The sequence below is a fragment of the Chryseobacterium sp. MYb328 genome (genome assembly GCF_037572595.1).
GTDB lineage: Bacteria > Bacteroidota > Bacteroidia > Flavobacteriales > Weeksellaceae > Chryseobacterium > Chryseobacterium pennae.
The window spans coordinates 115,982-129,868 of sequence record NZ_JBBGZQ010000017.1 but is presented as its reverse complement, the minus strand read 5'-3'; the positions used below and the strand labels follow the sequence as shown (position 1 = coordinate 129,868).

Sequence of the window (13,887 nt, the reverse complement as noted above, 5' to 3'; positions counted from 1 at the left end):
AAATAAAATATTATTAAATATTTTACATTTTCAGCCATGTGAAAAGCTTAATAATTTAAAATTGAAACATCAGAAAGATAAAAATATAAACCTAATTAATTCTCAAAAAAACAGAATTTCAGGTATTCTCTTATCATTTAACACAAATTTTACTCATAATATATAAAAAACAAAACCAGACAAATACTCGTCTGGTTTAATTTTATCTTTATGATATGCAGGCATATCAATTTTGTTATGTTATTTCTTTTCTCTTCTTTGTGCATCAAGAACAGCAATGGTAGCAAGATTCACGATCTCATCTACGCTGGAACGCATCTGAAGAACATGTACAGGTTGTTTTAATCCCATAAGGATTGGTCCGATCACCTGTGCTACTTTCATTCCTCTTAGAATTTTGTAAGAAAGGTTGGCACTTTCAAGATTCGGGAAGATGAATGTATTTGCCGGAGTTGTTCCCAGTTTTGAGAAAGGATAATCGCTCAGGTGATCTGCATTCATAGCAAAATCCGGCTGAATTTCACCATCAACAATCATCTTAGGATACTTCTCATGAAGGATACTTACAGCTTTTGCCACTTTTTTGGAAGTTTCAGAAATGGCTGCAAAGTTTTCAAATCCAAGCATTGCAATTCTAGGTTCGATTGCAAAAGATTTCACTGTAAATTCTGCCATTTTAGCAATATTCACTAGATCTTCAGCTGTCGGATTCTGATTGATAGAGGTATCTGCGAAGAAAATAGGTTTCTTTTCAGACAGGATCATCATCATTGCTGCTACTTTATCTACTCCTTTATCTTTTTCAATAACTTCTAAAACAGGACGAAGAACTGAAGCATAGTTTTTAGAGAACCCAACGATAAGACCATCAGTATCTCCGTGCTTCAGCATCAAAGGTCCGAAATAATCTCTCTGACGAACATATCTTTTAGCCTTGTACTCGTTCATTCCTTTTCTCTGACGAAGTTTCCAAAGGGTTTCTCTATATTTTTTTCTGTTTTCTTTCTGATCATCATCACTTGGATCAATGATTGGAATATCCAGGTTCATCCCGTAACGTTCCATCTGTTCCTTGATGTATTTTTTATCTCCTAAAAGACTTGGGTATGCAATTCCTTCTTCATAAAGAATCTGTGCTGCTTTTAATACGTTATATTCTTCAGCATTTCCAAGGGTAATTCTTTTCGGATTGGATTTTGCACGGCTCTGCATCATTCTTACCAATCTTTCATCTCTACCCATTCTGTCCAGAAGCTGATGCTCATACTCTTCAAAGTCAGCAATCTGCTTTCTGGCAACACCACTTTCCATGGCAGCTTTCGCTACAGCACTTGATACTTTTGTGATCAGTCTGTTATCAAATGGTTTTGGAATAAAATATTCTCTTCCGAACTGAAGGTTCTGAACGTTATAAGCAAGAATTACAGCTTCCGGCACCGGTTCTTTTGCTAAATCAGCAATAGCGTGTACTGCTGCAAGCTTCATTTCTTCATTAATTCCTGTAGCCTGAACGTCTAATGCGCCACGGAAGATATAAGGGAAACCTAATACATTGTTTACCTGGTTAGGAAAATCACTTCTTCCTGTTGCCATGATTACATCTTTACGTGTAGAAAGAGCAAGGTCATAAGCAATTTCCGGATCCGGATTCGCTAAAGCAAACACGATAGGGTTATCGTTCATGCTTAACAACATTTCAGGATTCATTACATTTCCTTTGGATAATCCTACAAAAACATCAGATCCTTTTACAGCATCTTCTAATGTTTCAATATCAGTCTGAGCAATGAAATCTAATTTTTCAGGAGTAAGATTCTCTCTCTTATGATTGATTACCCCTTTACTATCACACATCAGGACATTTTCTTTTTTCAGTCCTAATGAAATATAAAGCTTTGTACAGGCGATTGCAGCAGCTCCTGCTCCATTCACTACCATTTTCACTTTATCAATATCTTTATTGGCGATCTGTAAAGAGTTGATCAATGCAGCCGCAGAAATAATTGCGGTTCCATGCTGATCATCGTGCATTAAAGGAATATTCAATTCCTCTTTTAGTTTTTGTTCTATATAAAATGCTTCCGGAGCTTTAATATCTTCCAGGTTGATTCCTCCGAATGTAGGAGCAATTCCTTTTACGATTTCAATGAATTTATCAGGATCTTTTTCATCAATCTCAATATCAAAAACATTGATATCAGCAAAAATCTTGAACAAAAGACCTTTTCCTTCCATCACCGGTTTTGATGCTTCTGCTCCAATATCCCCTAATCCAAGTACGGCAGTACCGTTAGAAATTACAGCTACCAGATTTCCTTTTCCTGTATAATCGTAAACAGTTTCCGGTTTATCGTGAATTTCCATACAAGGAACTGCTACTCCCGGAGAATATGCTAATGACAGATCTCTCTGAGATGAGTGTGGTTTGGATGGTATAACTTCGATTTTCCCTTTGGGTTCTGCTTTATGATAATCTAACGCGGCCTGACTAAAGTTCTTTTCGTCGCGATTGTTGTTACTTGACATAAGTTTTATTTTTTGTTAGAGTATATATTTAATGTGGTAATCTACTAAGCTTTCAATTGGTTTCTGAACTACATGTCCCACATTTAAATTAAGTTCTTCGGCTACAGAGCGTAAAATATTTTCATAATAATAAGCAATGGAGCCAATAAAGTTGATTTCAGCGTCATTGGCCTCCTGATAAGGCATAACCTGATATTCGAAGAAGCTTTTCATTTCTTCAAAAACCATGTTCACAAAGTAAGGATGATCCTTTCTTTCCACAACAAATTTATTGAAATCAGCCAAATAGGCATTTGGTCTTGGAGCGTGATACATATTTTTCAATGCATCTTCTATAGTAAGTTTATAGTCTGTTTCAAATTCTAGATGAAGATCTGCAGGAAGTTTTTTCATAAAATATCTGCGCACGAGCTGTTTTCCGATCGCACTTCCGCTTCCCTCATCTCCCATCAGGAATCCAAGGGATGGTAATTCAATCTTCACATCTTTACCATCAAAATAACATGAGTTTGATCCTGTGCCTAAAATGCACACAATTGCAGGTTTTCCTTTATAGGCGGCATAAGCAGCAGCCATCAGGTCTTCTTTTACAATAATTTCGGCTTTATCAAATATTTTTTTAAGCTCGACTTCTATGGTTTCGCGGTTTTTTTCCACACCACATCCGGAGCCATAGAAAAAAACTTTGGTAATTGAATTTTTAACCAATATCAGATTGCTGTTCTTCTGTATTTCAGGAGCGATAAGTTCTCTGTTAATAAAATTCGGATTGAAACCGATGGTTTCAGTTTTCAGAAAAACCTTTTTGAAATCATCAAGTATTACCCAATCCGATTTAGTAGAACCACTATCTACAATAGCAACCATATTTTAGATTTTAATTTAAGGATGCTAAATTATGAATTTATCTTCAATTAGCGTTTAAAACAACCTGGAAGCTGTCTAAAATCATTAATGTTTAATTTCAGTTTTTTTATCATTGAATTGCAGAAGCCAATCTTCAATTTCATCTTCCAGATAAGATGCCTGCAGCACCATGGCATTGATAAAATCATCGGGAACAGGTTCGCCATTGGAATTTTCAAGATTCCAAAGTTCATTAGACATATTTTCGTACTCAGAATACACTCGTTTGAAGCGGGAGTTTTCTTTTTCAAGAGCTTCAATATTTTTCTGTTGAAGCTGGAATTTTCTGTATTTGTTTTGACTTTTCATACAAATATTATTAACAATTGGTCATAAAAAATTAGAGTAGTATGCTTTCAAATAGGCATTACAAGATAGAAAAACCATTATCACAAGGATTTGAAAATGAATTTATTATCAGGTTATAGTAACATCATTCCGCTTATTAAAATTAGAAATAATTTTTATTTAAAAAAATATTTTAACAACTTTTTTCAGTGTTTAACATATAGTTATAAATTTGCATATTCATATTGTAAAGTATCCTGATTTGAAATAATTGAAAACCATTATGAATACATAGGATCACAGGGACTATTGATTGTTTTACTTATAAAACATTCTAAAACCCAATACAATATAAGATATATTTTCAGTTTTTATATTAATTAAATGAAAGAAATACTTATACGCCAAAAACAGGTTTTGTTCTTTATTATTGCCGGAGGACTGAGCGCCATTGTTGAGATTGGCAGCTTTAAAATATTCAGTACTTACCTGCCTCACTTCTTTGCAAAAGAAACTAACTTTCATGGTATACACTATCCTTTAAGTAATATTTTCTCTACCAGCTGTGGAATTATCACCAACTACTTTCTGAGCATCTGGTTTGTTTTTGAAAGAGGAAAACATTCGAAGAAGAAAGAGTTTGCTTATTTTATGCTGGTGTCTTTTATCTCCACGTTGTTAAGCCTTGGTTTCTTCCAGATATTCTACAGCTTTATTTTTAAAGATAATATCAATTTAATTTTTTATACCTTGAGTCCGGAAATGATCAGCAAGATTGCAGCAATCCTGTTGGTTTCCATTCTTAATTATTCGGTAAAGAAGAAAGTAATTTTTAACGGTTAAACTGTGACAAAAATTTTAAATTATCTCTGGAGATTTTGGCTGTTGTTATTAGCATTTGTTCTAACAACCACTCTTGGGATCCCCGTTTATATTTTATCTTTTAGTAAGAAACATTATAAATACGCTTATAAATTTATCCGGTTATGGTGTTTCGGCATGTTTTACGGCATGGGCTTCCGGTATGACCTTATTAAGCTTTCTGAGCAAGAAAAAGACAGAAACAAAGAATACGTTTTCATCTCGAACCACACTTCGATTATGGATATCATGCTAACCTGCATTCTTTTTCCGCACCACCCGATTTGTTTTGTTGGGAAAAAGGAACTTGTTAAGATTCCAATTTTCGGAACTATTTATCAAAGGATATGCGTAATGGTAGACAGAGCAAGTGCAAAAAGCCGTGCTGATGTATACCGAAGATGTGCAGAAAAAATGGAGGAAGGTAACAGCATTGCTATTTTCCCTGAAGGTGGCGTTCCTGATGATACTTCCATTATTCTGGATGACTTTAAAGACGGAGCTTTTATGCTATCATCAAAACATAACTCTCCTATTGCTGTTTATACCTTTATCGGGCTTAAGGAAATGTTTCCTTTTGACAGTTCAAAAGGCCATCCAGGAAGGGTAAAGGTTTATTTCAATGGAATTATAGAACCTACTGCTTCTCCAAAAGACTTAAAGTCAGAAGCTTATCAAGTAATTAAAAAAACATTGATTGAGCATTCTATTTAAAAGAATTAGTTATATTTGTTTGCGAAATTTTCAATAAAATATGTCAAAAACCAACCAGCCGACTAATTACCCGGCACTGTACACACTTGTACTTGTATTTTTTTTCTGGGGTTTTATTGCTGCCGGCAATAGTATTTTCATCCCTTTTTGTAAAAACTATTTTTCTCTCGACCAGTTTCAGTCCCAGTTAATAGATTTTGCCTTTTATACTGCTTATTTTTTGGGAGCGTTGTTGCTTTTTATATTCAGTACGATAAAAGGAGTGGATCTTATTGGGAAATGGGGCTATAAAAAGAGTATTGTCTACGGGCTACTGCTCTCTGCCCTTGGTGCAGCAATCATGATTATTGCAGTGAAAAGCAATGTTTATTATGGTATGCTCATCGGACTTTTTGTGGTTGCATTAGGTTTCTCCATTCAGCAGACTGCAGCGAATCCTTTTGCCGTGTTATTGGGAGATCCTAAAACCGGAGCCAGCAGACAGAATCTTGCAGGGGGAATCAACTCTTTTGGTACCTCTATCGGGCCAATTATTGTTGGTTTGGCACTTTTCGGAACGACGGCTACAGTAGATGATGACCAAATCAAGCATCTGGCTCTTGATAAGGTGATCCTTCTTTATACAGCAGTAGGTGCTCTTTTCCTTATTGCTGCAGGGATTTTCTACTTTTCAAAGAAACTTCCTGACGGAATTTCCACAGAACCTATGGAAAAGGCTGGTAAAGCAAGAAAAACATTGATTGCAATGACTATTCTTGTTATCCTTTTCTTTATTCCTGTATTCAATAGCTATAATTCTGAAGAAGCTAAAAGTATTGAAACTTTAGGCAATGAGATTACTGTATTAGACAAAACTCTTGAAAAGGAAACTGATGCAGCAAAAATTACAGAAATCAAGCAACACATTACAGATAAGAAAACAGAACTGGAAACCATCAAACATCCATTGGAGAAACAAAGAATGATGTATCTTGGAGGCGCATTGCTTTCTGTAATTATCTGTCTTATTTTCGCCAATTCCAGTGCCAAGAAAAATACAGAAGGTTGGGGAGCTATGAGATATCCGCAGCTTGTACTGGGAATGCTTGCCATCCTGGCTTATGTAGGAGTAGAAGTTGCCATAGGAAGTAACCTTGGAGAACTTTTAAGTATGCCTGAATTCGGAGGGCACCAGTCTTCAGATCTTGCGCCCTATATTTCCATGTATTGGGGAAGCTTAATGATCGGAAGATGGACAGGTGCAATCAGTGTTTTCAGCTTAAGCAAGCAACAGCAGACTATTGCGACCATCATTGTCCCTTTCGTTGCTTTTTCGGTAATTATCGGAATCAATACGATTGCTCAAAAAGATATGTCTCACCTGTATTTCTATGCGATCTGTGTGGCTATTCAGGTTATATTATTCCTTATCAGTAAAAACAAACCTGCCGTTACGCTTATTATTTTTGGATTATTTGGGACTGCAGCAATGATTACAGGATTATTGACTACTGGAAATATTGCGGTCTACGCATTCCTTTCCGGAGGTCTTGCCTGCAGTATCATGTGGCCTTCAATCTTTACATTAGCGATTACCGGTTTAGGAAAATATACAGCTCAGGGATCAGCATTCCTGGTTATGATGATCCTGGGAGGAGGTATTATTCCGCCGCTTCAGGGTAAGCTTGCTGACATTATCGGAATTCACAATTCTTACGTAATTCCTGTTTTGTGTTTTGTGTACATTACTGTATTTGCTTATTTGGCTAAAAAATCTTTATTTAGACAAGGAATTAATGTTGACGTTTTAGAATCCGAAGGTGCTCACTAAAAATAGACTATTTATATATAAGAAGAAGAGATTTTGGGCAGGTATATTACTTGCCCAATTTCTTTTGTTTTATGGTTTCTCAAAATCATCGGTAATGATCTCTTTCTTTGAACGTTTTTTTGAACTTCAGAAAGAGTTTCATCAGATGGCATTCAGCTGGCTTTCTTTTTCAGCGGGAGATGTCATCTATGTATTATTGGGAATTGTTCTTTTATACAGCCTTACTGGCTTATTTAAGAAGGAATACAGAGACTCTTCTATACGGAGAATTCTGATCATAGGAAATCTCTTTTATTTTACCTATCAGCTATTCTGGGGAATGCTTTACTTCCAGACTCCTATCATTAAAAAGCTTTCCAGACAGGATACACCTGAAATAGACAAAGCAAAAAAGATGGCCTTACAGTATCTTGAAAAATGTAAGCTCACCCGGGCATCGGTACAGGAAGACCATAATGGTATTTTCATTGTCAGCAATCTGAAAGCTGTACAACAGGAGATTCTTTTTCAGCAAACCAGACTTCCCCAATATATTTCTGATAAAAAAGCAACTCAGATCCTTTCCGTTAAGCCCAGTTTATTTAAAAATGTAATGAGTTTCACAGGGATATTGGGATACTATAATCCTTTTACTGCGGAAGCACAATATAACGCTGAATTACCCCGCACTTTTATTCCTTTCACAACAGCTCATGAAAGTTCTCACCAATTAGGCTTTGCCAGAGAACAGGAGGCTAATTTTATCGGCTATCTGATAGGAATCCATTCCGGTAATCCAGACTTAAGATACAGCACCGAATATTTTACTTTAAAAAGCCTTTTACGATTTATCGTTGAAAATGATCCTGAGTTTGTAAAATCTGTTATCCGTAATTATTCCCCTGGTATGAAGAGAGACCGTGCTTATGAGAGAAGCTTCATATTCAGACATCAGGGTTGGCTGGATGACTTCTTTGGATTTACCAATAATATATTCCTGAAAAGTAATCAACAGGAAGGTTCTGTTACTTACTCCTACTTTATTGATCTCCTTTTAAACTACGAAAAATAGACATAAAAAAAAGAATCGTATCAGGCGATACGATTCTAAAAACACAAATGATGAAAAAAAATTTATTACCTTGACTTGTTCCCTCATTCAAGGCGATGTAAAAGTACGACATATTTTATAAATACAAAAACATTTCTTTTCTTTTTTAAAACTTTATGAAAACTTTATGATTTTTTAAGTTTTTTTGAGTTCGTCCACAACTATTATGAATTACAATCACGCCTCGCGTATGGTATTAAAATAATAAACAAATTATAGTTAAACTACGAAAAATTTACAAAATCATACATTTAACTAAACATAAAACATTCCATTTATTCAATATTTTTAATGAGTAAAAAATTAGAGTTATTCTTCTGAAAATTAAAAATATCTCTACTATTTCTATCTTTCTATTTCATTCAATTTTCCTAGTATTTTTAATAAAGATTGAACTTTAAATTATAATAGTAAATGGACTGATATTATGCAGTAAATATTATCCATATTATATTGTTCCGTTGCTTTTAAAAACAAGAGTCTTATAGTATCTGAACAAATAATCATAGATAATCATTTCAAACAGTCGTTGATTGGAAACAAATATTCGATTGATGTGCATATGAAATACACTGGAAAAAAAGCTCTGAAGAGCATCTGAATGATATTTTATATGTTTCAGGGTTTCTCCAGATTCATTAATATTATTCAAAATGACATTCCTAAAAGGACTATACTCCTCTGATTCTACAAACTCCAGATAGTTTATAATAAATACTCTGTATTTTTTATCCAGCTGATGGTTCAGTCTTTTATCTGCATTGAACTCCTGCTTAAAAGCAAGATTACGCTCTGTGATCCAGCTTAGTTTTTCCTGGATGGGCAGTCCTAGGCATTCTAATATCTTATCAATATAGTAAAGGGACACCATAATTTTTTCTTCATCATCAAAATGAAGGTATTCATACACTATGCTCTCACTACTCTTCCAAAATAAAAACTCAGCTTCTTCCATTGTTGCTTCTCCATACCGCTCAATTTCCCGCTGATAAATATCTATTATAAATTCCGATATTTCCCCGGAATCTCTATATTCCTCCAAATAATCATTGAGTAATGAAAGAACCTTACCGAAATGCTTAAGGTCTGAAAGTTCAAAACGAAGCCTAAGATGAATCTTTGGATCATTATAACGGATAAAAAACCATTTTTTAATTAACCCTTCCTCTTTAAGTTGCTGTAATAAAGGAAGTAAAGCTTCTTCCAAAATAATATCCGCAGTTTTTACACCTGTATAAATTTTGACATACAGCCACTCACTTCCGGGAATAAACTTTTTTTTCATCAAAATCTATTTTAGTTTATACATTGGAAAAACAAACTCATGTTTAAAGTCTTGATTTTCATTAAAAAGAAATTCTTCGATCATGATTGTTTTTTTCTTTTTAACCGTCAGAATAAAAAGCTTACCCATATCATAATTTTCTAAATTGATGGTTAATGTATTATCAGATTCAGTCCATTGTATCCATGCTGGAATTTTCATTTTGGTTCTCCAATGTTCTAATTCGGATAAAAAGTTCTCTTTATCTAAAATCATCGGTTCCAAAAAGACAATATCTTTATCAGATATCTTCCAGGCAGCCTTTGTAAGGATAATATTTTTATATTCTACTCTTGGCAGGAATTTGTAAATATCCTTTAGCCCACCCCAATTAAAATGTATCCCGTTTCTTAATTCCTGGGAATAAAGATCGGAAAGGAAATAATAAACAGGTAAGGTATTATAAAAATAGTTATGGGCATTGGTAAGATAGGGCCTTATTTCTTTATTAAGTTTTTTGGACCGTAAAACAATTCTATTATTTTTCAACGAAATATAAAGATCATCCACGGTTATTTGATGATCTTCCTGCAATACAGACTTTGCCATGTAAGGAATCTCGTAATTTCTTATTGTAGGCCTTCTGACCACATTTCCTATTCTTGCTTCCGGTAAGTGAATCACTTCTGCTAAAATATACTCAGGATTCAGACTTTCTTCTTTCTGTGCAATAGCTTTTGTCAGGTTATGTATTTCAGATCTTTCAGAACAGAACCTCGCTAACAGATTGGCAGCACTACTTCCGGAACTTCCATTTAAAAATAATTTTTCTTTACCGTTGTCTGATATAATTTCAGTCAAAAAAGAAATTGTATCGGGCAGATCATCCCAGTTTTCATCCAATTCTTTAAAATCATCATCCAATAATTCTATTTTATATTGGTTTTCCCATAAAGCATTCTGCAATTTATCATTAAGAATCTTTTGAACCAGATTAAATTCAATATTAATCTTTTTATTTTTTTCAGAAACCGGTAGTTCTAAATCATCTAAATAAGAATGAATCCCTTTTAACGGGCTATTTTGTTTGTAACCAATACCAATTTCAGAATCAAGAACATACTGTAAAGAGACTTCCTGCGCCTCAAACCGCTCATTAAAAGCTTTTTTGAATTTTTCTAAACGGGTATCTGTTGCAGCTAAGTTTATTTTGTTCAAAAAGCTAAAGGCACTTTTAAGTTCTTTTTTCCAGAAAGGTGATAAAGTCAATTGATCTTTGCGGTATAAGTCAGTTTGAAAAAGATACTTCTGTTCATATTCTATCCCAAAAGATTTAATGAGTTTTTCAATCTCCGCATAATCAGAGATCGAATTGCCAATATTCTGATCTAGTGCATAAAGTTTATCTTTTATAGAAATCAAAATATCAGTCTCATTTACCTGAAGTCTCTGTAAAACAGAAATGAGAGTATCCAAAAAATCTCCTCCAGAAACATTAGGTTCAATCTCACTGGTAAGCACCTGATTATCGATCAGCTCTTCTATAAATTCTGAGGCATCCTCTCTGGTTATTTCATCTGTAATCAGGATCTCCGTAAGCTCCTGTACAGTTTTCCCCTTTTTTGAAAATTCTAATACAGACTGTAATTCTTCAGAAAGGCGGGCTGACGATATGATATAATCTCTTTTCCCACCTGAATATTGATATTCAATATAGCGGATTTTTGTTCCTACTTTATAAATCGTATTATTAGGATAAAACAAAAGTTTATCTCTTATCCCCTGTTTTTTTACAAAATATTGAGCTAAAGTCACAAGAAAATACATATCTAATTTGGTATCCCGAATTAAATAATCTGTATACACACTATCTTCATACAACACTCTCCTTTCATCATCTTGATTAAATTTGCCCAAACCAGCTCCGGAAAATAAGCCGAATGGTGTACAACGGGTACTCATTCGACTATAGTATTTCAATAAAGTATGTTTTAGTTTTTGGTGTTCTTTTGGTGGAAATAGTTTTTCTGTCTGAAGCCATTCTGTAATTTCCTCATATAAATCAGGAGAAGCCAAATAAATTGCTTCCAGAAAAACAGAATCATCAGCAAGTTTATTTTTTAATTCTTCATCAGAAATTTCATCTTTATTTACCGCTTCAAGAAATTTCTTACATGAAAATAAAGGAGTACGTACAATATATTCTTCGAAAAACTGATAAGGAAAGCGAGACATTTATTTTTTTATTTCTTCTTTTAGCTGGTAGTCCGGATGACCTAGTTGCCAGAAGGCAAAAGCGAATACATCAGCTAAATTATTATATTTTTGCTTTAAAGGGAGGTCACGTTCACCATGGCCACCACTATAATCTACTTTAAGTAATACGGGATGATCAGATGTGTTATATTCTTGCAATTTCGCTGCAAATTTTGTTGACATCCATGGAGAAACTCTTGGATCATTTATTCCCGTTGTAATAAAAGTTGCAGGATATTTTTCTCCTTTTTTCAAATGATGATATGCATCCATTTCATATAATGCACTGAATTCGGATTTAATATTTTTAGAACCGAATTCTTTGGCACTATTTAATCCATTTGGTGTTGCTTCAAGTCTTAAAGTATTTACCATTCCGGCTGTTAAGATCGCTACCTTAAATAGGTCTGCCCTTTCTGTCATAGCCCTTCCAATAGTAATTCCCCCTGCACTTTGCCCCCAAATTGCTATTTTATTACTGGACGTATAATTTTCATGAATCATATATTCGGCACAGGCAATCAAGTCCCTCCAGGAGTTGGGTTTAGTTTCCTTAAAACCTCCCAAATGCCATGATTCTCCTTTTTCAGCACCACCTCTGACATGAGCAATAGCTGCAATTCCACCTTTTAATGCCCAAAGCATAAACGTCATATCTAAAAAAGGACTGTTATTTACTCCGTAAGCTCCATATGCATCTATTAAAAGAGGATTGCTTTTGTCTTTTTTAATATCCTTTCTATATAGTAAGGAAAACGGAATATCCTGTCCATCATGAGATTTCACAATAATTTCTTTTACTATAATATCTTTGAATTCCGGATATTCTACAATCGGAGCCAGATTTTCAGGAATAAATTTCTTTATTACCGAATCAAATTTAAAGCGTTCATTGTCATTTTTCCATCCTGTACAGTTTATCCAAAAATCATTGGAATAGCTATCCTGGGTAGTTACTGCAATATCACCGGATGGAAATGGCAACATCAAGTTTTCAACTTTCCCTTTTTGATACAGATACAGTTTGGACTCAACACCATTTTTTGAACTGTTAAAAACAAAGCCATTTTTAATTTGGTATAAACCATTGATCTCTTCATCAGGGATATTAGAAACTATAATATCCGGATTTTTAAAATCTGGATTTTTCAATGATGTGCAATAAATTGCATTGGCTCCATTCTTTTTTGAAATATAAATTATACTATCATTTTTTAGAATAAAGCCATCAATTTTTTCTTCTTTAGTAAATAGAAGTTTCCATTGATTTTTTTTACTAATAAGATTTGTGGGTTTAAAATAAGTATCATTAAAATTTGTAGCTCCAGCCATAGAACCAAATAAAAATTGGCTTTCTTTGGTAGGAAGCTTAACTATAGGATAATCTTCAGCACTTATTTTTAAATCCGGATTGTTTTTTTTTGATAATAGAACATTCAGCTCTTTGGGATTCTGCCCTATTGTATGAACAACGGCCTGCATGTTTTTCATAAATAGATCTGAGGCTGGATCTGTTACTGGAAATTGAAGATAAATAAAGCTATTATTATCAGAAAGCCAAGAAATACCGCCTCCGTTTGTTGGCCAGCAATTAGTAATAAGGTCAGAAAGTACTTTTTGAGATTTTACATCGTAAATGATCATTTCAGAAACCTCTTTCCCACTTTCCGTTAATGAGATCGCTATCTTTGAGCCATCATAATTAGGCTTTATATAATTGATTACATATTTTTTATGAGTATCCGGTTTGTAATTTTCAGGATTAAAAATTTCTGTTTCTATCCCTTTAAATGATTTCCTATAATATAGTTTCGTAGTATTTTCATCCGGCTTCTTCTTTAAATAGAAATAAAAATCATTTTCCGTAATATTAATTTTATCTACGGAAAATGATTTTTGTTGATCAAATTCTAATCTTTTGTCAATATAATATTGCCTATTAGGAATTTTTTGAAGTATTGAATTTGAATAATTAGTTTGTGAGTGCATCCAATTAATAACCGAAGGATCTTTCAAATTTTCTAAATTTCTATACTCATCAGCTATTTTGACTCCAAAGTAATCATCGGTAGATGTAACTGATGGTGCTAAATTACTTTTTTGGGCAGTAATTATTCCAAAAATGAAATTGATAAAAAAAAAGAGAATTGATCGACAGGTCATATACACAAA

The 13,887-nt window shown here is 33.8% G+C and carries 10 protein-coding genes; 4 read left to right on the top strand and 6 right to left on the bottom strand.

All coding sequences use genetic code 11. The features are described from left to right. Window positions 1-240: 240 nt before the first annotated feature. The 3 genes from WH267_RS16740 to WH267_RS16730 form a co-directional block, all read right to left on the bottom strand. On the bottom strand, window positions 241-2,526 hold the full coding sequence (locus tag WH267_RS16740) for an NADP-dependent malic enzyme (RefSeq protein WP_115973726.1): 2,286 nt from the start codon (window positions 2,524-2,526) through the stop codon (window positions 241-243). A gap of 15 nt (window positions 2,527-2,541) precedes the next feature. Continuing rightward, the gene (locus WH267_RS16735; protein ID WP_340009863.1) at window positions 2,542-3,393 is read right to left on the bottom strand and encodes a BadF/BadG/BcrA/BcrD ATPase family protein; all 852 of its coding nucleotides are present in this window, start codon (window positions 3,391-3,393) and stop codon (window positions 2,542-2,544) included. Window positions 3,394-3,477: 84 nt separating this feature from the next. Beyond that, complete coding sequence (locus WH267_RS16730; protein ID WP_115973728.1) at window positions 3,478-3,741, bottom strand: hypothetical protein; 264 nt, start codon at window positions 3,739-3,741, stop codon at window positions 3,478-3,480. 363 nt (window positions 3,742-4,104) lie between these two features. On the opposite strand from WH267_RS16730, the gene WH267_RS16725 reads away from it, so the two are divergent. The 4 genes from WH267_RS16725 to WH267_RS16710 all read left to right on the top strand — a co-directional run bounded on the left by WH267_RS16725 (window position 4,105) and on the right by WH267_RS16710 (window position 8,156). Then, window positions 4,105-4,563 (top strand): GtrA family protein, encoded by a 459-nt coding sequence (locus WH267_RS16725; protein ID WP_115973729.1) that lies wholly within the window; start codon window positions 4,105-4,107, stop codon window positions 4,561-4,563. 3 nt (window positions 4,564-4,566) lie between these two features. Continuing rightward, on the top strand, window positions 4,567-5,295 hold the full coding sequence (locus WH267_RS16720; RefSeq protein WP_340009861.1) for a lysophospholipid acyltransferase family protein: 729 nt from the start codon (window positions 4,567-4,569) through the stop codon (window positions 5,293-5,295). A 40-nt stretch (window positions 5,296-5,335) separates the two neighbouring features. After that, on the top strand, window positions 5,336-7,105 hold the full coding sequence (locus WH267_RS16715; RefSeq protein WP_340009860.1) for an MFS transporter: 1,770 nt from the start codon (window positions 5,336-5,338) through the stop codon (window positions 7,103-7,105). Between the two features lie 94 nt (window positions 7,106-7,199). Continuing rightward, window positions 7,200-8,156: a DUF3810 domain-containing protein gene (locus WH267_RS16710; protein WP_340009858.1), complete on the top strand. Its 957-nt coding sequence runs from the start codon at window positions 7,200-7,202 to the stop codon at window positions 8,154-8,156. Between the two features lie 487 nt (window positions 8,157-8,643). Here WH267_RS16710 and WH267_RS16705 read toward each other — a convergent pair whose 3' ends face one another. From WH267_RS16705 to WH267_RS16695, 3 genes are read right to left on the bottom strand one after another with little or no spacing between them, the layout of a single operon-like run. Then, on the bottom strand, window positions 8,644-9,480 hold the full coding sequence (locus WH267_RS16705) for a thiopeptide-type bacteriocin biosynthesis protein (RefSeq protein WP_340009856.1): 837 nt from the start codon (window positions 9,478-9,480) through the stop codon (window positions 8,644-8,646). A gap of 6 nt (window positions 9,481-9,486) precedes the next feature. Continuing rightward, window positions 9,487-11,694 (bottom strand): lantibiotic dehydratase family protein, encoded by a 2,208-nt coding sequence (locus WH267_RS16700; protein ID WP_340009854.1) that lies wholly within the window; start codon window positions 11,692-11,694, stop codon window positions 9,487-9,489. Beyond that, entirely contained in the window at window positions 11,695-13,878 is a 2,184-nt protein-coding gene (locus tag WH267_RS16695) for a prolyl oligopeptidase family serine peptidase (protein WP_340009852.1), read from the bottom strand. Window positions 13,879-13,887 lie beyond the last annotated feature (9 nt).